Consider the following 20,781-nt stretch of genomic DNA (forward strand, 5'->3'; position numbering starts at 1 on the left):
AAACCGTGAAAAATTCGATACAGGATAAACACGGGTAGCCGACGCGCCCACATTTCGCCCAACGTGGTAAACAACGCGTTAACCAAGCTTAAGAAGTTGCAAGGATGTTGGCTGCCGGCCTGACGGTGCGGCATAAAGCTCCGCCCGCAGAACGCCCTTGCGTCATGAGGCGGCTATCGGTATAGAATTGACGTAAACGTAAAAGGCGCATTAAGCGTGCTGTTTGCGATTTGTTTGTTGAAACCACGACCGGAAGCACGCCCCCGCTTCCAGTCAGGCGACGCACGGTCCAGGGCCGCGACGCCACCAGACGGGGAAAGCCAGTGACCATGAAGCTTATCTCGGCCGGCGAGACCGCGGCCAATACCAATAATGTATCTGTCGAAGCCGGTGAGGACCTCGTCCGCATCGGCGAGATGGCCAAGAAATATGGCGTGACGCTGCGCACGCTGCGTTTCTACGAAGACAAGGGCCTGCTCAACCCGCAGCGTGACGGTTCGACCCGTCTTTACACGCGTCGCGACAAGGCTCGGCTGAAGCTGATCCTGCTTGGCCGCAAGGTCGGGTTCTCGCTGCGCGACGTCAAGCAGATGATGGACCTTTACGATCCGACCGGTTCCAACACCAAGCAACTGCGGCTTGCGCTGGACAAGTCGGAAAAGCAGCTTGCCCGCCTGCAGAAGCAGCGGGCGCTGATCGACGACGCCATCAACGAGCTGAGCGGCTCGATGTCGGCGGTACGCCAGATGCTGGCCGAGCGTTCGGTGCCACAGGCGAGCGCGGCAAGCTAAGCCATTTGCTGAGTCCGACGCTGTCGGACTCCTGACCATCAAAGCCGCGTGGCTCCGCCGCGCGGCTTTTCGTCGTCTGCGCCCGCCCTTCGAGTTGTTCCGCGCTGGCTTGCGCGATGCTGCGCCGCTAGGCTCCCTACGCTCAGGGGGCGGGAAATCTTGTCGCATCGAAAAAATTGACGTTTACGCAAACGTCAATTTTTGCTATCCCGGCCCCAACAAAGGTCCGCATGCCGCCCTGGCTTGATTTCGGGGCTTTCGGATCAGGTTTGCAGGGTGGAGAAAAAGCATGCCGACATACAGGGCTCCGATCCAGGATACGCTGTTCGTGCTCAACGAGGTATTGGGCTATCAGCGCTATTCGAACCTTCCCGGATTTTCCGACGCCACGCCCGATGTACTGGAGGCGATCCTTGCCGAAGGCGCCAAGCTCGCCGAAAACGTCATGCATCCCCTCAACCGTGTCGGCGACATGGAAGGCTGCGTCCGTCACGACGATGGTTCGGTGACGACGCCGAAAGGCTTCAAGGAGGCCTTCGACCAGTATCGCGAAGGTGGCTGGATGGGGCTGGCGGCGCCTGTCGAGTTCGGTGGCCAGGGCCTGCCCTATGCCGTGCATACGGCGGTTGCCGAATACATGGTCTCGGCCAACATGTCGCTGATGATGTATCCGGGCCTGACTCAGGGCGCGATCGCGGCGATCATCACCCACGGCACCGACGAGCAGAAGGCCAAATGGTTGCCGAGGATGGTCGAGGGTGCCTGGACCGGCACCATGAACCTGACCGAGCCGCATTGCGGCACCGATCTCGGCCTGCTGCGCACCAAGGCGGTGCCGAACGGCGACGGCACCTACAAGATTTCAGGCCAGAAGATCTTCATCTCGGCCGGCGAGCACGACATGTCCGACAACATCGTCCATCTGGTGCTGGCCCGCATCGAGGGCGCGCCGGAAGGCGTCAAGGGCATTTCGCTGTTCATCGTGCCGAAGCTCAAGCTCGACGCATCGGGCAATCCGGGCAAGAGGAACACCGTCTCTTGCGGCTCGATCGAGGAGAAGATGGGCATCCACGGCAATTCGACCTGCGTCATGAACTATGACGAGGCCGAAGGTACGCTGCTCGGCGAGGCCAATGGTGGCCTCAAGGCGATGTTCACGATGATGAACGAGGCGCGGCTCGGTGTCGGCCTGCAGGGGCTGTCGCTGTCGGAGGTCGCCTACCAGAATGCTGTCGCCTACGCCAAGGACCGTTTGCAGGGTCGATCGCTGTCGGGGGCCAAGGCGCCGGACAAGAAGGCCGACCCGATTATCGTCCACCCCGATATCCGCCGCAGCCTGATGACCATGAAGGCCTTCAACGAGGCCGGCCGCGCGCTGGCGCTGTGGACCGCGATCAAGTCCGACATCGCCCATCGCTCCGGCGACGACAAGGACCGCCAGGCCGCCGACGACTACACCGGCCTGATGACGCCGGTGGTCAAGGGCGTGCTCACCGACAAGGGTTTCGACCACGCCGTGATGGCGCAGCAGGTGTTCGGCGGTCACGGTTACATCGAAGAGCATGGCATGAGCCAGTTCGTGCGCGATGCCCGCATCGCCATGATCTATGAAGGCGCCAATGGCATCCAGGCGCTCGACCTTGTAGGCCGCAAGCTCGGTTTGAATGGCGGTCGCGCCGTGCAGGCCTTCTTCAAGGAGGTCGGTGAGTTCTGCGAGGAAAACCGCTCTGACGAGAAGATGGCGTCCTTCACCAAGGCACTCAAGAAGGGCCTCAACGACCTGCAGGCGGCGACCATGTGGCTGGTGCAGAACGGCATGGCCAAGCCCGACAATGCAGGCGCCGCCTCGACCGACTACATGCATCTCTTCGGCCTTGTCGCGCTGGGTTACATGTGGGCGCAGATGGCCAAGGCGGCGCTTGGCAGGAGGGTCGCCAACGGTTCCCAGGCCTTCTACGACAACAAGGTCGTGACGGCCCGCTTCTTCATGGAGCGGATCATGCCGGAGACCTCGGCGCACCTCGCCCGCATTTCGAGCGGCGCCGATACGTTGATGGCTCTGCCGGCGGAAGCGTTCTAAGCTCGACCGCCGGCGCCGCCGGCCCTGTCAGTCGATACGCGGAGGAAATCGTGGCGACAAATCCCGCCGAAGTGCTCTCGTTGCCGAAGCCCGCCTGGGCAGCGGATGAAGTCGGTATGCTCTACGACATGGCGCACCGCTTCATGTCGGAAGAGATCGCGCCGCGTTACGACGAATTCGAGAAGAACGAGATGGTCGACCGCGAGAGCTGGTTGAAGGCCGGAGCGGCCGGTCTGCTCTGCGCTTCGATGCCGGAGGAATATGGCGGCTCGGGCGGCACCTTCGCCCATGAGAGCGCCATCATCGAGGCCATCGGCCATGTCGGTGTCGATGGTTTCGGTATCGGCCTGCACAACTCGATCGTTGCGCCCTACGTTCTTCATTATGGTTCGGAAGAGCAGAAGAAGAAGTGGTTGCCGAAGCTGGCCACCGGCGAACTGATCGGCGCCATCGCCATGACCGAGCCCGGCGCCGGTTCCGACCTGCAGGGCGTCAAGACGCGGGCGCAGAAGGATGGCAACCAGTACAAGATCAATGGCTCCAAGACCTTCATCACCAACGGCCAGTTGGCCAACTTCATCATCGTCGTCACCAAGACCGATCCGGAGAAGGGCGCCAAGGGCACCTCGCTGATCGTCGTCGAGACCGATGAGGTGGAGGGCTTCGAGCGCGGCCGCAACCTCGACAAGATCGGGCTGAAGGCCAACGACACATCGGAGCTGTTCTTCAATGATGTGCGTGTGCCAACCTCCAACCTGCTCGGCCACGATGAGGGGCAAGGCTTCGTCCAACTGATGCAGCAATTGCCGCAGGAGCGGCTGCAGATCGGCACCGGTGCGATCGCCATGATCGAGCGGGCGCTGGCGCTGACCATCGACTACGTCAAGGACCGCAAGGCGTTCGGCAAGGCGATCATCGATTTCCAGAACACCCAGTTCAAGCTGGCCGAGTTGAAGACCGAGGCGACCATCGGCCGTGTCTTCTACAATGACTGCGTCACCCGCCACATTGCCGGCGGCCTCGATCCGGTGACGGCCTCGATGGCCAAGTACTGGCTCAGCGACCTGCAGGGAAAGGTCGTCGACGAATGCCTTCAATTGCATGGCGGCTATGGCTACATGAATGAATATCCGATCGCCCGCATGTTCCGCGACGCTCGCGTCCAGCGCATCTACGGCGGCACCAACGAGATCATGAAATTGCTGATCGGACGCTCGCTCTGAGCTGCGTCCGATAAACCCAAGGAGCAAGAAAATGACTGACGCTTTTGTCTATGATGCCGTGCGCACGCCGCGCGGCAAGGGCAGGAAGGACGGATCGCTGCACGAGGTGCCGGCGGTGCGGCTTGCCGCCAAGACGCTCGAGGCTTTGCGCGATCGCAATGGACTCGACACCGGCAATGTCGACGACATCATCTTCGGCTGCGTCGATCCGGTCGGCGAGGCGGGCTCGGTCATACCACGCGCCGCCGCTTTCGAGGCCGGCTACGACACCAAGGCGCCCGGCATGCAGATCTCGCGCTTCTGCGCTTCCGGTCTCGACGCCATCAATTTCGGCGCCGCCAAGATCGCCCAGGGCGCTGACGAGATCGTCATTGCCGGCGGCGTCGAATCGATGTCGCGCGTCGGCATGGGCGCCTCCGGCGGTGCCTGGTTCATGGATCCCTCGGTCGGCCTGCCCGGCTGGTTCGTGCCGCAAGGCATCTCGGCCGACCTGATCGCCACCAAATACGGCTTCTCCCGCGACGACGTCGACGCCTATGCGGTCGAGAGCCAGAAGCGCGCCGCCAAATCCTGGGCCGATGGTCGTTTCAAGAAGTCGGTCATCCCGATCAAGGACCAGAACGGCCTGACCATCCTCGACCATGACGAGCATATGCGGCCCTCGACCGATATGCAGTCGCTGGCCGCGCTCAACCCGTCCTTCGTCATGCCTGGCGAGATGGGCGGCTTCGATGCCGTTGCGGTGCAGAAGCACCCCGAGGTTGAAGAGGTCAACCACGTCCACCACGCCGGCAACTCGTCCGGCATCGTCGATGGCGCCGCCGCCGTGCTGCTCGGCTCGAAGAGGGCCGGCAAGACCATGGGCCTGAAGCCGCGCGCCCGCATCCGCACCTTCGCCAACATCGGCTCCGAACCGGTGCTGATGCTGACCGGTCCGGTCGACGTCACCGAGAAACTGTTGAAGCGCGCCAAGATGAAGCTGTCCGACATCGATCTGTTCGAGCTCAACGAGGCCTTCGCCTCGGTGGTGCTGCGCTACATGCAGGCGTTCGACATTCCGCACGACAAGATCAACGTCAACGGCGGCGCCATCGCCATGGGCCATCCGCTCGGCGCCACTGGTGCGATGATCCTGGGCACGGTGCTGGACGAGCTCGAACGCCGGGACCTGAACACCGCGCTGGTGACGCTGTGCATCGGCGCCGGCATGGGCACCGCAACGATCATCGAACGGGTCTAGAGACGTGCTCGCGAAACCCGCCCTGATCCTGATCGACGCGCAGATGGCGTTCGTCGAATGGGAGCGTGCCGGTCAGCGTCGAAACAATTCCGACGCGGTCGACAACATGGCTCGTCTGTTGGATGCGTTTCGGCGTGGAGGCCTTGCGATTTTCCATATCCGCCACGCCTCGACCGAGAAGGACTCCGCGCTTCGACCGGAGCGCAGCGGATATCAACCGATACTGCAGACAAGGGAACGTGCTGGCGAACCGGTGCTGGTCAAACATGTGAACTCCGCGTTCATCGGCACTGATTTGGAAATGCGGCTGCGTGAGGCTGGCCATCAGGCACTGGTGATTGCCGGCATCACCACCAATCACTGCGTCGAGACGACGACACGCATGGCCGGAAATCTGGGCTTCGAAGCGCAACTGGTTCGTGACGCCTGCTACACCTTCGATCGTGTGGGTTTCGACGGCCGCTCGGAAAGCGCCGAGGCGATTCACAACATGACCTTATCCAATCTCAACGGTGAATTCGCTGCCATCGTAACAACCGATACCGTGATCGCGGCCGTCGCTGACAATATTGCCGCCTAAGGAGGTTTACATGACCTACACCAATTTCACCCTCGAGACCGATGCCGACGGCATTGCGCTGGTCACCTGGGACATGCCGGGCCGCTCGATGAATGTCTTCACCGAAGAGGCGATGCGGGAACTGAACGCCATCGTCGACAAGGTGGCTGGCGATGCGGCCATCAAGGGCGCGGTGATCACCTCCGGCAAGGATACGTTCTCCGGCGGTGCCGACATCACCCTGCTGCAGAAGATGCTGACGACCTTCGCCGCGGAAAAGGCCAAGGACGTCGAAAAGGCGACCAAGGCACTGTTCGACAATGCCGGCACCATGACCGGCCTGTTCCGCAAGCTGGAGACTTGCGGAAAGCCATGGGTTTCGGCGATCAACGGCACCTGCATGGGCGGCGCCTTCGAATTGTCGCTTGCATGCCACGGCCGTGTCGCAGCCGACTCGGACAAGGTCAGGATGGCGCTTCCCGAAGTGAAGATCGGCATCTTCCCGGGCGCCGGCGGCACCCAGCGCGTGCCGCGGCTGACCGATCAGCAGCAGGCGCTGCAGATGCTTACCTCCGGCCAGGCGCTGTCGCCGCAGAAGGCCAAGTCGATGGGTCTGATCCATGAGATCGCCGAGCCGGCCAAGCTGGTCGAAGCCGCCAAGGCGATGATCAAGAACGGCTTGAAGCCGGTGGCGCCGTGGGACGAGAAGGGCTTCAAGCTGCCCGGCGGCCCGATCTATTCGGCGGCGGGCGCCAATCTGTGGCCACCAGCCATCGCCATCCTGCGTCGCGAGACCTATGGCAATTATCCGGCCGCCGCCGCGATCCTCAAATGCGTCTATGAAGGCCTGTTGGTGCCGTTCGACACCGGCCTGCGCATCGAGCAGCGCTATTTCACCGAGATCATGCAGACCAGGGAAGCGGCGGCGATGATCCGCTCGCTGTTCGTCTCGCTGCAGGAGTTGAACAAGGGCGCCCGCCGTCCGGCCGGCGTGCCGGAAACCAGGTTCAAGAAGATCGGCGTGCTTGGCGCCGGCTTCATGGGCGCCGGCATCGCCTATGTCACGGCCAAGGCCGGCATTCCGGTGGTGCTGCTTGACCGCGACATGGAATCCGCCGCCAAGGGCAAGGCACATTCCGATAGCCTGGTCTCGGATCAGGTGAAGAAGGGCCGCGCCAAGCCAGAGGAGAAGGACAAGCTTCTGTCGCTGATCACGCCGACGGCCGACTATGCCGACCTCGCCGGGTGCGATCTTGTTGTCGAGGCGGTGTTTGAGGATTCGGCCGTCAAGAAAAGCGCCACCGAACAGGCGGAAGCCGTGCTGAAATCGTCGGCGGTCTTCGCCTCCAACACCTCGACCATTCCGATCACCGGTCTGGCGAAGAATTCGGCGCGGCCGAAGAACTTCATCGGCATCCACTTCTTCTCGCCGGTCGACAAGATGATGCTGGTCGAGATCATTCTGGGCAAGAAGACCGGCGACAAGGCACTGGCCACGGCAATCGACTTCGTGCGCGCCATCAAGAAGACGCCGATCGTCGTCAACGACACGCGCGGCTTCTACGTCAACCGCTGCGTGCTGCGCTATATGTCGGAAGCCTACAAGATGCTGATCGAAGGTGTGCCTGCCCCGATGATCGAAAATGCCGCCAAGGCTGCCGGCATGCCGGTCGGCCCGCTGGCGCTGACCGACGAGACGGCCGTCGACCTTGCCCAGAAGATCATGAAGCAGACCATCAGGGATCTCGGCGACAAGGCCGTGGACCCCAAGCAGATGGCGCTGATCAACACCATGGTCGACATGCATGGCCGCTTCGGCCGCAAGAACGGCAAGGGTTTCTACGACTATCCCGCCAAGCCGGCCAAGAAGAAGCTGTGGCCGGGCCTGAAAGATCTCTATCCGCAGCTGAAGCCCGAGAAGGTCGACTACGAGGAACTGCAGCAGCGGCTGTTGGTCACCATCGCGCTGGAAGCAGCGCGGGTGATGGAAGAGGGCATCGTCACCGATCCACGCGAGGCCGATGTCGGCTCGATCCTGGCTTTTGGCTTCGCCCCCTACACCGGCGGCGCGCTGTCCTATATCGACGGCATCGGCGCCAAGGCGTTCGTCAAGATCGCCAAGGGCCTGCAGAAGAAATACGGCGCCGAGTTTAAGGCGCCCAAGCTGCTGCTCGACCTGGCCGAAAAGGGTGAGACCTTCTACCAGCGCTTCGATCCCTACGCCAAGGGCGACGTGAAGCAGGCAGCCTGACGCATGGATAACATCGAGAGTCTTACAGCGTCCTTTGCGTGGCCAAGAGGACGCGCGGCGCTGTAATGTATGTCTGGGTGCGCATGGCGCGCATGATGGCCACGGCACGAAGCCGTGGCCCTTATGTGATGGGCGGCGAGAGCCGGCTGGCCTTTCGTTGCCTGCCGACCGACATCGATTTCAACATCCATCTCAACAACGCGCGCTACATGATGCTGGCCGACCTCGGCCGTATCGACCTGTTTATGCGCGCCGGCCTCATCAGGCTGACGAGGAAGAATGGCTGGGCGCCGATGATGGGCGGGCTGCAGTCGGTCTACGTACGCGAGATCAAACTGTGGCGTCGGTTCGAACTGGTGTCTTCGATCGAGACCTGGGAAGGCACCCAGGTTATCGGCATGCACCGCTTCGTCCTCGACAATGGCGAAACGGCTGCATTGATCATGACGACGGCCGGCGTCTACGACCGCGCGGCTCGCCGCTTTCTCGACATTGACGAGGTCGTCGCAGCGCTTGGCCGCGCCGTTCAGCCCCGCCCGCTTACAGAAACCGAGCGGGCGTTCATGATCTCCCACCAGGGGCTGCGCGGCCTGGCCAAGTCATCCGGCTGATCAAGCTTTCGGGAGCAGGCCTCCACCGGCGCGCGCTGTCAGGACTGAAGACGGAGGCGGCCTATTCACCCCCGAGAAGGGCCAGCGAACGGCCTACTGTTCGTGGAATATGAACGAAAATTCCGACATGCCTTAGCTCGGCGGGCGGTTCTTCTTCGCCTTCAACGCCTCTATCGACTTCGTCCCGGTGATGAATGCCGAAGAGCTCCAGAAGGGGCCGCCCAAGGCGATGGCAGGAATGGCCGCACAGGCTCGCGCCCGGCCCGGGAGGGCCACAGCTTTGTTCGCGATCCGCCGGCCGTCCCGGTGGACATCGAGATGTCTGCGCGGTAGAAAGGAAAGGTATTTTTTCCTGTCCTGAAGGAGAGCGAGATTGCTCTCGCATGATCGCGTCTGGGCTGCCATCGATGCTCTTGCCGAGCGCTACTCGCTTTCGGCCTCGGGTCTGGCAAGGCGCGCGGGCCTCGATTCGACTGCCTTCAACAAGTCGAAACGCCTGTCGTCGGATGGCCGGCCGCGCTGGCCCTCGACCGAATCGCTGGCCAAGATCATCGAGGCGACCGGCGCTTCGCTCGACGAATTCACCGGGCTGATCGAAGGCCGGGCCGGATCCTCCCATGGCGCATCGGTCGCGCACAGGCGCTCCGTGCCATTGCTCGGCTTTGCCCAGGCCGGTGCCGGTGGCTTCTTCGACGATGCCGGCTTTCCGGTCGGGCAGGGCTGGGATCTGGTCGAGTTGCCGGCGCAATCGACCGAAAGTTCCTACGCCTTGCAGGTGCAGGGCGATTCCATGCTGCCGCTCTACCGCAACGGCGATGTCCTCATCGTCGAGCCCGGCGCCGTCACCCGCAAGGGCGATCGCGTCGTCGTCAAGACAACCGCCGGCGAGGTGATGGCCAAGGTGCTGGACCGCCAGACTGTCAAGTCGATTGCGCTGGTCTCGCTCAATCCCGATCATCCCGACCGCGACATTCCCATGCGCGATGTCGAATGGGTGGCGCGGATTGTCTGGGCAAGCCAGTAGGCCCGGCTGGTGCGGCTTCCCCATCTTGCCCTTGCGGTTCTGATGATCCCGGTGATGGCGGCCCTGGTCGCCGCTGGCGGTCGCACGCTGAAAGGGAGTGACAGCGTCGTCGCGGTGGATCAGGTCGATCCGGGCACCGATGCCATCGCGCAGCAAGGCGAGCACACAGTCCCCGAAGAACCGGCCACCTCTGCCATATCAGCTCCACAGCCGCCCAAACCGACGTCGCATTCGAGAGCGATCGATCCCGAGATCGTCGCGCCGCCTCAGCTTCCCACCGAGGGGCTCGAGCGAGTCGAGCCGCGCGCGCCGCTGAGCAAGCTGGCGCTGGCCGTGCCGCCCAAGCCGAAAATGCCCGACGACTGGAACGGGACGAAACTGTTCCAGCCGGTCGCGCCGGCCGCCGGGCTGATCGAAGCGAAGGGTTATTCGGTCGCGGTTTCCGGCATCGACGTCGTCGGGCAGGATGAGACCTGTAGCGATGACGGCAAATCCTGGCCGTGCGGCGTCCGGGCGCGAACGGCGTTCCGCGCGTTTCTGCGCGGTCGCGCGGTGGCCTGCACCGTGCCGCCCGAGGGTGGCCGCGACCTGATCGCCGCCGAATGCCGGATCGGCAAGCAGGATGTCGGTCGATGGTTGGTCGAAAACGGCTGGGCGCGCGCCGCCAAGGGCGGGCCCTATGTCGAAGCCGGCGAAAAGGCACGCACCGAAAAGAAAGGCATTTTCGGATCGGCGCCGGACCTTTCCGGTATGCCGTCGATGCCGGCGGCACCGAGCCCGGCACCTCAGGCGCCGAGCTCGATCCTGGAAGAGGTCGACGGCGTTCTCAAGCCAGCTGACCAGCCAGTGCCCGCTCAATGAGCGCCCGCGTCTCGGCAATGCCGTAGAGCGCGGCGAACGAGCCGAAGCGCGGGCCGCGCTCCTGGCCGATCAGCACCTGATAGATCATCTGGAAGAAAGCACCCGAAACGCCAGGGCCGCCCTCGGGGCTTTGCTTGGAATGGTCCTGATAGCGCTCAATCTTGCGTGCGACGTTCAGCGAAGCGTTCTGGATCGCTTCGCCGTTGGCGCCTGCCGGCAGGGCGCCAAGCGCCCTGTCGAGGTCTTCCAGCGCCGCGCGCTCGACGTCGTCGGCTGGGCGGAAGGTCTTCGTCGGCTTCACGAAGTCGTCGAAATAGCGGATCGCATGGCCGACCAGCTGATCGAGTTCGGGATGCGTCTGCGGCGTCACGCCCTGCGTATGGCGCGAAATGAAGCCCCACAGCACATCCTTGTTTTGCGCGTTGGAGGCGCTGACCAGGTTAAGCAGCAGCGAGAACGGCACCGGCATGTCGATGACCGGCGGATTGCCATCATGCATATGCCAGACCGGGTTGCCCAGCCGCTCCTTCCAATCCTGCCGGGGATAGGCGGCGAGGAATGCGTAGTATTCGTCCACCGCTCTCGGGATGACGTCGAAATACAGCTTCTTGGCCTGCCGCGGCCGCTGATACATGTAGAGCCCGAGGCTCTCGGTCGGCGCATAGGTCAGCCACTCGTCGATGGTCAGGCCGTTGCCCTTGGATTTCGAGATTTTCTGGCCGTTCTCGTCGAGGAACAGTTCATAGACGAAATGCTCCGGCGCCCGCCCGCCCAGAATGTTGCAGATGCGGTCATAGACCACCGCATTGGTCTGGTGGTCCTTGCCGAACATTTCGAAATCGACGCCAAGTGCCGCCCAGCGCATGCCGAAATCCGGCTTCCACTGCAGCTTCACCTTGCCGCCGGTGATCAAAAGCGTCGTCTCGGTCCCCTCGTCGTCGAAGGTGATGGTACCGGCCTTGGCGTCGACATGCTTCATGGGAACGTAAAGCACGCGGCCGCTCTTCGGTGAAATCGGCAGGAACGGGCTGTAGGTCGCCTGCCGCTCGGAGCCGAGCGTCGGCAGCATCACCGCCATGATCTGGTCATAGCGTTCGGCGGCACGCAACAGCATCGCGTCGAAACGGCCCGACTTGTAATACTGCGTCGCGCTGGCGAACTCGTAGTCGAAGCCAAACGTGTCCAGGAAGCGGCAAAGCATCGCGTTGTTGTGATCGGCAAAGCTCGCATAGTCGCCGCCGAAGGGATTGGGAACCGACGACAGCGGCTTGTGCAGGTGCGGCTCCAGTGCCGAGCGATCCGGCACGCTGTCGGGTATCTTGCGCATACCGTCCATGTCGTCGGAAAAGCAGAGCAGCTTGGTCCCGACCTTGTCCTGCGTCAGGACGCGAAAGGCATGGCGCACCATCGACGTGCGCGCCACTTCGCCGAACGTACCGATATGCGGCAGGCCGGACGGTCCGTAGCCGGTCTCGAACAGGATCGTGTCGGGAAAGTCGGCGCTTTTGTAGCGCTCGACGATCTTTTTGGCTTCCTCGAACGGCCATGCCTTGCTCTCGGCCGCGGCCGCCAGCAGCTCGGGATTGAGATCGACGATGTTTGATCCCGCCATGGTACTGTTTTCCAAATCATTCGCCGGCATCGCCGGGGCTGGTTTTTTCAACCGGTCTCTAGGCGCGCGTGGCCGGAGCGTCAACGAGTGCGGCGCTTTTTCCTTGCGGCACGGGAACCGCGCTCCTACCTTCGGGGCCTGTTCAAGGAGTAAGAAATGCCTCTGCCGACGCCGCACGAAGCCCTGATCTACCTGATGGTCATCACCTCGGCGTCCGATCGCGACATGACCGACGTCGAACTGGCGCGGATCGGCGACGTCGTCCGCTCCTGGCCGGTGTTCGAGGATTTCAATCACAGCCGGCTGGTTTCGGTCGCCCAGTCCTGCCAGAAGATGCTGCACGAAAAGGACGGGTTGGAGGGCGTACTGGCGCGCGTCGCCGAGGCCCTGCCGGAGCGCTTGCGCGACACTGCCTACGCCGCCGCCTTCGAAGTGGCCGCCGTCGATCTCGAAATGCGGCTGGAAGAGGTGCGGGTGCTGCAGTTGATCCGCCGCCAGCTCGATCTCGACACGCTGACCGTCGCGGCAATCGCGCGCGCGGCCAAGGCGAGGCTGCGAACCTTGACCTGATCGCCTCCGAGTTCCGGTTGGCCATGTCTTTCCGAAAACCGGTTCACCCTTTTCGGAATCGTGGCCTAGAAAAAGCTGACCGGGCCGGATCAGTAAAAACTGACCGGGAAATAGCGCAGGTAGAATTCCGCAAACGTCCCTTTCATCGAAATTTCCTGCAGCGCGTAGTCGAGCGCGGCGGCCAGCGCCGGATTGTCCGCCTTGGTGGCGATGGCCATGCCCGAGCCCAGATATTCGGGCGCCAGGTAGGGACCGCCGGCAAAGCGGCAGCATCCCGCTGCATCCGAGCCGCCCAGCCAGAAGGCCAGGCGCATGCCGTCGCCGAAGGCGGCGTCGATCTTGCCAGTCTTGAGATCGTTGTAGAGGTCTTCCTGCCTGTCGAAGGGGACGACCTGAACGGTGTTGAAATAGTCGCGCAGCATGCGCTCATGCGCCGAGCCGGCGATCACGCCGACACGCTTGCCGCGCAATTTGTCGAAGACCGGATCGGTCAGCGCCGTACCCTTCGCCATGACGAAGCGCGCCGGAAACTGCAGGTAAGAGCGCGAGAAGGCGTATGTCGAGCGCGATTGCGGCGTTGCGGCGATGCCGGCGATGATTGCCTCGCCTTCGCCTTTCTGCAGCGCGCCTTCCAACTCGACCCAGGGCAATGCCTGGATCTGGCATTTTTCGACGATGCTGAGCTCGGCGCATATGGCGCGCGCCAGATCAATGTGGAACCCGGACAGTTTTCCCGCGCCGTCGAGGAAATTGAAGGGCGGGAAGTCCGTGGTCGTCAGGAATCTCAGTCGCGGCAACGCCGAAAGGTCGGGCTTCGGCAATCGTTCCTTGGTATCCCACAGCACCGGAACCTGCGGCTCCGCGGCGCGCGCGCCATTGGCGACCAACAGCGCCGCGACCAGCATCGACGCAACAACGAAGGACCTCCACTGGAACGCCACGATAAAACTCCGCCGCAGTCGTATACGCAGGGTTTTGGTACGAAAATAGTACAGGTACAATGGTTTTTGATTTCAACCCGTCGATTTCAGGATATGATTCAGCGAGTTTGCAAACAGCGGTGATTGCCTTGGTGGAGGATCAGGGTCGAGAACCACAACCGGGAGCGAGTGCTTTGCAATCAATGGTCAGTGGCGAAGTGCAAATCAGGCACGGACCATTGGTCGAAATGCATGAGGCAACATGGGATTGATGTTGCGATGAGTCAGTTCGATCGCACGCTGGAATTCATAGATCAACTGCAGCACGCCGGAACGGCGGCCGCGGTCTGCGAAAAGCTTCTGGGCATAACGTCGGATTTCGGTCTCACCGCGCTGATGGCCGGAACCGTGCCGCAGCCAGGCACGCCGGCCGGCCTGCAAAAACAGCACGTGCTTCTCTGCGACTGGCCCGTTGAATGGCTGGAGCGCTATGTCGCGCGCAACTATGTCGATCACGACCCGGTCGTCAGCCATATGAAACAGCTGCAGGCGCCCTTCCAGTGGCGCGAAGCCGCGCAGGGCATCAGCATCGACAAGAGCAGCGGCGAAGTGATGGGCGATGCCGGCGTCTTCAAGTTGCGCGACGGGCTGGCCTTCCCGCTGGTCACGCTCGACGGCCAGATCGTCATGGTATCGCTGGGCGGCGAGGCTGTGGAGTTGTCGGCGGCAGAGTTCGGCCAGGTGTCGCTGGTGTCGACCTATGCGGTTGGTCGCGCCATGCAGCTCCACACCATGGCGAACAAGACCATCGATCATATCGAACTGACGCCGCGCGAGCGCGAATGCCTGCAATGGGCCGCCGTCGGCAAGTCCGAATGGGAGATTTCGCAAATCCTGGGCATCTCCGAACACACCTCGGAGAAACATCTTCTTAACGCCAAAGGTAAACTCGGTGCCGTCAACCGGGTGCAAGCCGTCGCGGAGGCGATAAGGCGCGGCTACATTAGTTAGGTCGGCCGTGCCGGCCTAGAAATTCTTGCCTACGTGATCACGCAATTTTCTCGTCAAAGCACGGCCGTATCTTCCTCTGAACCCAGGAGACGGCAGAATGCTTTTTTCCCTTACAACCCAAGAATTGATGGAACGTCCTGACCTTTGGGAGGCCGTCCATCGGCTACGCTACAAGATATTTGTCGAGGAGATGGGATGGGAGGATCTCAGGCGCCCCGACGGGTTCGAACGCGACCAGTTCGATCATGACGAGGCCATCCACCAGATCGTCATCAGGGGCGACGAAGTCGCAGGCTACCAGAGGCTGTTGCCGACGACGCGCGGGCATCTCCTGACCGAGGTGCTGACCGACCTCTTCGAGGGAACGCCACCCTCCGGTCCGAACATCTACGAGTTGACCCGCTATGCGGTTGCTCCCGGCTTTCGAGACGGTCGTCGCGGCGTATCGACTGTCGGTACCGAACTGATTGCCGGCTTCGTCGAGTGGGGGCTGAAGCGCAATGTCAACCAGATGATCATCGAGTTCGAGCCGATGTGGGTCCTGCGCGCATTGCAGCTGCATTTCTTGGCGACACCGCTTGGCTATCAGCGCACCTATGGCAACCAGCAGGTCGTTGCAACCTTGCTTTCCTTCAATGAGCACACGCTCGATGTGGTGCGTTCGCGCCGCAATCATTTCGCCCCCGTTCTGGCCAGGGGATACCCCGACATGCTCGGACAAAGGCGTGCGTCGTGAGATCGGAGACAGTCATGAACACACATCCACAACCCGAACTCCGCAACCACACGCTGGTCGTTACCGTATCGTCGAATGACGGCCGACCGGTGCTGGACAGAAGAGCCTATGAAAGCCTGGCCAAGACTTTCCATGAAGCTGCCGACAATGAGGAGGTTCGCGTCGTCGTGCTGCGCGGCCTGGCAGGCTGCTTCTGTCTCGGCGGTGACTTCTCCGAATTCCTCGACGCCACCAAGCATCAGAAGCTGATCGCCGCCGTCACCGATCTGTTTCGCACGTTGGCGACGTTTCCAAAGCCCATCCTTGCCTGCGTTGATGGCGATGCCGTCGGCGTCGGCTGCACCATCCTGTTCCATTGCGACATGGTGATTGCGTCGAGCCAAAGCACTTTCAGGGTGCCGTTCGTCGATTTCGGCCTGGTCCCGGATGCGGCGACCAGTATCCTGGCGCCGCAGAAGCTAGGCTATGCCGGTGCTTTCCGCTTCTTCTGCCTCGGCGACACGCTTCGCGCCGAGGATGCCAGGGCGCTCGGCCTTGTCGCCGAGATCGTTCCGGTCGGCAGCGTCGAGGAAGCGGCTCTCGGCCGGGCGAGACAGCTTGTCAAGAAGCCGGTCGCCGCCTTACTGCAGACGCGCGGCCTGCTCAAGGGCAACACCGGCGAGCTGTGCGAGCGCATCGATCAGGAGATTTCGCTTTTCCAGCAGGCGCTGCAGGATGACACCACGCTGCGGCGCTTGCAGCGGATTGCCCGGCTGGTCGCCTGAAAGAGGCTTGGATGAATCTCTGCCGCGCGACCTCGTAGCCGCGCGGCAGAGGAGCCGTCAATCTTGTTTCCCCAGGAATGACGGCCCTTCGCCGATGATCTTCTTGTCCTCCTTGCCGATGATGCCGAGATCGCGGCCATCATAGGGCAGCGACAAAAGGATGCGCCGCATCACCGCCAGCCGCGCGCGCCGCTTGTCGTTGGCCCGCACGATGATCCATGGCGCAAACTGCTTGTGGGTGCGCTTGAACATGGTGTCGCGCGCCTTGGTATAGTCGTCCCACTTGGTAATGCCGGCTATGTCGATGGGCGAAAACTTCCAGCTCTTCAGCGGGCTGTAGCGGCGATCGTGGAAGCGTTCGAGCTGCGTTTCCTGGCCGATATTCAGCCAGAACTTGAAGAAGTGGATGCCTTCGTTGCAGATCATCCGCTCGAAATGCGGCGTTTCGTCCAGAAACTGCTCGTGCTGCTGTGGCGTGCAGAAACCCATCACCGGCTCGACGCCGGCGCGGTTGTACCAGGAGCGGTCGAAGGTGACGAATTCGCCGGATGTCGGGAAGTGCTCTACATAGCGCTGGAAATACCACTGACCGCGCTCCGGTTCGGTCGGCTTGGTCAGCGCCACGTTGCGTGCGGTTCGAGGGTTCATGTACTGGTGCAGGACGAAGATCGTGCCGCCCTTGCCCGCAGCATCACGGCCCTCGAACAGCGCCATCACCCGTTTGCCGGTTGATTGCAGCCACGCCTGCGCCTTGACCAGCTCGATCTGCAGTTGCTCGAGCATCGCGTCATACTCGTTGCTGTTCATCTTCTTGTCGTAGGGGTAGCCGCCGGCGGTCAGCTTGCGCTCCTCGACCCAGCTTGGAAGCATCGGATTCTCGATATCAAACTCCCGCTCTTTGCCCTCGACCCTGATCTTCAGCGGTCCCGATGTCGGAGCGGCGGAGTTTTCCTTGGCTTTTTTCATGCAGACGAACCTTTCCAGCTTCCGGACTCGTGCTATTGGGAGCCACTGCAGCGCCGCGCGTCCGTTTGGACGCGCAAAGGACGCTGTAGCACTTTTTGATTTGCGCATGATCCTTTCCGAAAATCGATCCCGTTTTTCGGGGTCATGCGCGAAGCCGGTCCAGCGCGAAGTTGCCAGAGGGCCGGCCGGCGAAGCGCAAGAATGCGGGGCGGGCGTATGGCTGACCGGGGCGCGGATGACAGGGGCGTGGTGCAAGCCATTGCCACCCGGCTGTGGAACAGCCGCTGGCCGCTCGCGGCGAGCCTCGTTGCGGTTCTCGCGGTCTATGCCCTTGCCGGTATCTCCGCCTACGTGCTGCTGCTGCTGGCGCTGGCCATGCTGCTTGCGGCGGCGCTGTTACCGTCCGGTGCCACGCGCCAGTCTGGCGAGAATGGCGCGGCCCTCGAGGCGATCGGGTTGCAGCGGCTCTCCGGCGAGTATCTGGCGGCGGCCGTCGCCGATCCGCTGATCATTTTCGACCGTACCGCCACCATCGTCCACGCCAATGTCGCTGCCTTCGCCGCTTTCGGCGGGATCGCGCCGGGCATGTCGCTGTCGCTGAAATTCCGGGCGCCGGAAATGCAGGCTCTGCTAGACAGTGTGCTGTCGGGCGATGTCGCCTCGGATGTCGCCGACTACACAGAGAAGCTGCCGGTCGAACGGGCCTACCGGGTGAGCGCGTCCTCGGTCGGTCACGGCACCGATCTTTATGTGCTGGTGTTCAAGGACCAGAGCGAAGCGCGCAGGATCGACCGCATGCGCGCCGACTTCATCGCCAATGCCAGCCACGAGCTGCGCACGCCGCTCGCCTCGATCGCCGGCTTCATCGAAACACTGCGCGGCCCGGCGCGCAACGACCCGGCGGCACGCGATCAGTTCCTGCAGATCATGCAGAGCCAGACCGGCCGCATGGCGCGCCTGATCGACGATCTGTTGTCGCTGTCGCGGCTCGAGATGAAGCCCTATCTGAAGCCGGGAACCAAGGTCGATCTCCGCCAGACCGTCGACAGCGTCATCGATTCACTTGGTCCGCTGGCCAGGGAAAGCAGCGTTGTCATCGAACGGGATTTCGCCGAGGGTCCGCTTGATGTGCCAGGGGATCGCGACGAGCTTTTCCAGGTATTCGAGAATCTGCTGGAAAACGCCTGTAAATACGGGCAGTCGGGCGCGCGCGTCGTGGTGTCGATCGCGCGCAGCGGTGCCGATTCCGAACCGGGCATCGACGTGACCATCAGGGATTTTGGCCCCGGCATTCCCGAGGAACACATTCCGCGCATCACAGAGCGCTTCTATCGCGTCGATGTCGAGACCAGCCGGACCCAGAAAGGCACCGGCCTTGGCCTGTCGATCGTCAAGCATATCCTGACGCGCCACAATGCCCGGCTCTCGATCAAGTCCGAAGTCGGTAAGGGAGCGGCATTCTCGGTTCATTTGCCGACGCACTGATACTGCCCTAGTTTTCCAGAAGACCGTTTCTTTTTTCTGTCATCCGGCTAGCGTATCGGTGGGGATTCGAGGAACGACTCAAGTCAACAAACCCTTGGGAAGGCATTTGGTCCATGCAGTCCGTGCACATCGTTAGCGCCTATGACGAGGAGCTGAACTACCTTTCGAAGCGCATCGCCGCGATGGGTGGCCATGCCGAGCGCATGGTCGAGCAGGCGATCGCCGCACTGGTCAATGCCGATCCGGGGCTGGCCCAGAAGGTCATCCGCGACGACGCCGTGCTGGACGAAGGCCAGCGCGAGATCGACGACAAGGCGATCATCATCATCGCCAAGCGACAGCCGATGGCGACTGATCTACGCGAGATCATCGGCGCTATCCGCATCTCCGCCGACCTCGAACGGGTCGGAGATCTCGGCAAGAACGTTGCCAAGCGGGTGGTCGCCGTTATTGACGGGCGCCAGCCGACCAGCCTGTTCCGCGGCCTCGAGGCTTTGGCCAATCTGGCGCTGACCCAGCTCAAGGAAGTGCTCGACGTCTACGCATCGCGCTCGGTGGAAAAGATCGGCTTCGTGCGCGACCGCGACGACCAGATCGACGCCATGTACACATCGCTGTTTCGCGAATTGCTGACCTACATGATGGAAGATCCGCGCAACATCACGCCTTGCACGCATCTGCTGTTTTGCGCCAAGAATATCGAGCGAATTGGCGATCACGCCACCAACATCGCCGAGACCATCTACTATATCGTCACCGGCGACCAGATGCCGGCTGAACGGCCGAAGGGCGACAAGACGGACAAGATAAGCCTTTCCGGCACGCTGCCGGTGAAGTGAACGGCCGCCACTCGAAGGCTTTCGGGAATTGCGTTAAGCTCCGCGAACTTTCCTGGCTATGGACTTGGGTCCGCCCTTCAGGAGGTCGTGATGGAAAATGTTCGGAACCTGACGCCGGCGCCGCCGCCAACCTCCGGCATTGTCGCCTCCAGCGTCTACACGGCCGGCCGTCGCATTGCCGACATTCCAATCGAGGAGGCCGGCGAATGGGCAAAAAAGTCCGGCCACGTCGTCTGGATTGGCCTGCTCGAGCCCGACCGCAACCTGCTGCTGCGCGTCAAGGCGCAATTCCATCTGCACGAACTGGCAATTGAAGACGCCGAGCACCCGCACCAGCGGCCGAAGATCGAGCAATATGGCGATGCGCTGTTCATCGTTGCCCGCACCGCCCAGCTTATCGACGGCCGCGTCACCTTCGGCGAGACGCATCTGTTCGTTGGCAGCGGCTACATCGTCAGCGTAAGGCACGGTCCCTCGACGTCCTATGCCGCTGTACGCCAGCACTGGGAAAGCTGCCCGCATTCGCTCGCCAAGGGCGAAGATTTCGTCCTCTATGCCATTCTCGATTTCATCGTCGACAACTACATGCCCGTGCTCGAGCAGATCGAGGACGAGGTCGAGGCGATCGAGGACAAGGTCCTGCTGAAGCCGATGACCGGCCGCGACATCGAGCGGCTTTACATGCTGCGCCGCGACCTTTTGCGCCTGCGCAATGCGGCGCTGCCGCTGGTCGAAGTCTGTCGCAGGCTGACCAGTGCCGACCTGCCGCAGATCCATACGGCTATGCACCCGTTGTTCCGCGACGTGACCGATCACATCCGCACGGTGCAGGAAAAGATCGACAGTCTGCGCGAAGTGCTGGCGTTCGCTTTCGAGGCGAGCCTGCTGGTTGGCCAGAGCCAGGAAACGGCAATCTCCAAGAAGCTCGCTTCGTGGGCCGCCATTCTGGCGGTGCCGACGGCATTCGCCGGCATATACGGCATGAATTTCAGCGATATGCCGGAACTGAAGATGGAATACGGCTATCCCATGGTTTTGGCGGTGATCGCCTTGATCTGTTCGTTCCTGTACTGGCGTTTCCGCAAAAATGGCTGGCTGTGAAAGAAAGCGAGTAGCGAGTAGCGTAAAAAGGCTTGCTCGGTCACCGATACGAAGCTGTATCTATTCGCTATTCGCTATTCGCTATTCGCTATTCGCTATTCGCTATTCGCTATTCGCTATTCGCTATTCGCTATTCG

19 protein-coding genes are annotated in these 20,781 nt (G+C 62.1%); 16 read left to right on the plus strand and 3 right to left on the minus strand.

What is annotated here, in order from left to right; all coding sequences use genetic code 11:
* Positions 1 to 329 precede the first annotated feature (329 nt).
* From BLS48_RS17415 to BLS48_RS17455, 9 genes are all read left to right on the plus strand, one after another.
* Entirely contained in the window at positions 330 to 791 is a 462-nt protein-coding gene (locus tag BLS48_RS17415; RefSeq protein ID WP_091579713.1) for a MerR family transcriptional regulator, read from the plus strand.
* A gap of 289 nt (positions 792 to 1,080) precedes the next feature.
* Positions 1,081 to 2,871, plus strand: a complete 1,791-nt coding sequence (locus BLS48_RS17420; protein ID WP_091579715.1) for an acyl-CoA dehydrogenase — start codon at positions 1,081 to 1,083, stop codon at positions 2,869 to 2,871.
* 50 nt (positions 2,872 to 2,921) lie between these two features.
* Positions 2,922 to 4,094, plus strand: a complete 1,173-nt coding sequence (locus tag BLS48_RS17425; protein ID WP_091579718.1) for an acyl-CoA dehydrogenase family protein — start codon at positions 2,922 to 2,924, stop codon at positions 4,092 to 4,094.
* A gap of 31 nt (positions 4,095 to 4,125) precedes the next feature.
* The gene (locus BLS48_RS17430) at positions 4,126 to 5,334 is read left to right on the plus strand and encodes an acetyl-CoA C-acetyltransferase (protein WP_091579721.1); all 1,209 of its coding nucleotides are present in this window, start codon (positions 4,126 to 4,128) and stop codon (positions 5,332 to 5,334) included.
* A 4-nt stretch (positions 5,335 to 5,338) separates the two neighbouring features.
* The gene (locus BLS48_RS17435) at positions 5,339 to 5,914 is read left to right on the plus strand and encodes a cysteine hydrolase family protein (RefSeq protein ID WP_280142530.1); all 576 of its coding nucleotides are present in this window, start codon (positions 5,339 to 5,341) and stop codon (positions 5,912 to 5,914) included.
* Between the two features lie 10 nt (positions 5,915 to 5,924).
* The gene (locus BLS48_RS17440; RefSeq protein ID WP_091579724.1) at positions 5,925 to 8,144 is read left to right on the plus strand and encodes a 3-hydroxyacyl-CoA dehydrogenase NAD-binding domain-containing protein; all 2,220 of its coding nucleotides are present in this window, start codon (positions 5,925 to 5,927) and stop codon (positions 8,142 to 8,144) included.
* 65 nt (positions 8,145 to 8,209) lie between these two features.
* Entirely contained in the window at positions 8,210 to 8,755 is a 546-nt protein-coding gene (locus BLS48_RS17445; RefSeq protein ID WP_091579726.1) for a thioesterase family protein, read from the plus strand.
* A gap of 373 nt (positions 8,756 to 9,128) precedes the next feature.
* Positions 9,129 to 9,779 carry a S24 family peptidase gene (locus tag BLS48_RS17450; RefSeq protein ID WP_091579729.1) on the plus strand — a complete coding sequence of 217 codons (651 nt, stop codon included), beginning with the start codon at positions 9,129 to 9,131 and terminating at the stop codon, positions 9,777 to 9,779.
* 9 nt (positions 9,780 to 9,788) lie between these two features.
* On the plus strand, positions 9,789 to 10,640 hold the full coding sequence (locus BLS48_RS17455) for a thermonuclease family protein (RefSeq protein WP_425284704.1): 852 nt from the start codon (positions 9,789 to 9,791) through the stop codon (positions 10,638 to 10,640).
* On the opposite strand, the gene BLS48_RS17460 is transcribed toward BLS48_RS17455, so the two are convergent.
* Complete coding sequence (locus BLS48_RS17460; RefSeq protein WP_091579734.1) at positions 10,606 to 12,252, minus strand: lysine--tRNA ligase; 1,647 nt, start codon at positions 12,250 to 12,252, stop codon at positions 10,606 to 10,608. The two genes, BLS48_RS17455 and BLS48_RS17460, sit on opposite strands and share 35 nt — an antisense overlap.
* 156 nt (positions 12,253 to 12,408) lie before the next feature.
* On the opposite strand from BLS48_RS17460, the gene BLS48_RS17465 reads away from it, so the two are divergent.
* Complete coding sequence (locus BLS48_RS17465) at positions 12,409 to 12,822, plus strand: tellurite resistance TerB family protein (RefSeq protein ID WP_167365128.1); 414 nt, start codon at positions 12,409 to 12,411, stop codon at positions 12,820 to 12,822.
* A gap of 89 nt (positions 12,823 to 12,911) precedes the next feature.
* On the opposite strand, the gene BLS48_RS17470 is transcribed toward BLS48_RS17465, so the two are convergent.
* A complete protein-coding gene (locus BLS48_RS17470; RefSeq protein ID WP_091579737.1) occupies positions 12,912 to 13,763 on the minus strand; it encodes an ABC transporter substrate-binding protein in 852 nt (283 codons plus the stop codon).
* Between the two features lie 258 nt (positions 13,764 to 14,021).
* Here BLS48_RS17470 and BLS48_RS17475 point away from each other — a divergent pair, with 258 nt between their 5' ends.
* From BLS48_RS17475 to BLS48_RS17485, 3 genes are all read left to right on the plus strand, one after another.
* Complete coding sequence (locus BLS48_RS17475) at positions 14,022 to 14,753, plus strand: helix-turn-helix transcriptional regulator (protein ID WP_091579739.1); 732 nt, start codon at positions 14,022 to 14,024, stop codon at positions 14,751 to 14,753.
* A gap of 97 nt (positions 14,754 to 14,850) precedes the next feature.
* The gene (locus BLS48_RS17480) at positions 14,851 to 15,489 is read left to right on the plus strand and encodes an acyl-homoserine-lactone synthase (protein ID WP_091579742.1); all 639 of its coding nucleotides are present in this window, start codon (positions 14,851 to 14,853) and stop codon (positions 15,487 to 15,489) included.
* Between the two features lie 14 nt (positions 15,490 to 15,503).
* A complete protein-coding gene (locus BLS48_RS17485) occupies positions 15,504 to 16,253 on the plus strand; it encodes an enoyl-CoA hydratase-related protein (RefSeq protein ID WP_091579746.1) in 750 nt (249 codons plus the stop codon).
* Between the two features lie 57 nt (positions 16,254 to 16,310).
* Here the strand turns inward: BLS48_RS17485 and ppk2 are convergent, their stop codons facing one another.
* Positions 16,311 to 17,219 carry a polyphosphate kinase 2 gene (gene ppk2, locus BLS48_RS17490; protein ID WP_091579748.1) on the minus strand — a complete coding sequence of 303 codons (909 nt, stop codon included), beginning with the start codon at positions 17,217 to 17,219 and terminating at the stop codon, positions 16,311 to 16,313.
* A gap of 216 nt (positions 17,220 to 17,435) precedes the next feature.
* Between ppk2 and BLS48_RS17495 the strand changes: the two genes are divergently transcribed.
* The 3 genes from BLS48_RS17495 (at position 17,436) to BLS48_RS17505 (ending at position 20,644) form a co-directional block, all read left to right on the plus strand.
* Complete coding sequence (locus BLS48_RS17495) at positions 17,436 to 18,704, plus strand: ATP-binding protein (RefSeq protein WP_167365129.1); 1,269 nt, start codon at positions 17,436 to 17,438, stop codon at positions 18,702 to 18,704.
* Between the two features lie 113 nt (positions 18,705 to 18,817).
* Positions 18,818 to 19,543 carry a phosphate signaling complex protein PhoU gene (gene phoU / locus BLS48_RS17500; RefSeq protein ID WP_091579753.1) on the plus strand — a complete coding sequence of 242 codons (726 nt, stop codon included), beginning with the start codon at positions 18,818 to 18,820 and terminating at the stop codon, positions 19,541 to 19,543.
* A gap of 90 nt (positions 19,544 to 19,633) precedes the next feature.
* Complete coding sequence (locus BLS48_RS17505; RefSeq protein ID WP_091579756.1) at positions 19,634 to 20,644, plus strand: magnesium and cobalt transport protein CorA; 1,011 nt, start codon at positions 19,634 to 19,636, stop codon at positions 20,642 to 20,644.
* Positions 20,645 to 20,781: the final 137 nt, after the last annotated feature.

Source organism: Mesorhizobium qingshengii, assembly GCF_900103325.1.
GTDB lineage: Bacteria > Pseudomonadota > Alphaproteobacteria > Rhizobiales > Rhizobiaceae > Mesorhizobium > Mesorhizobium qingshengii.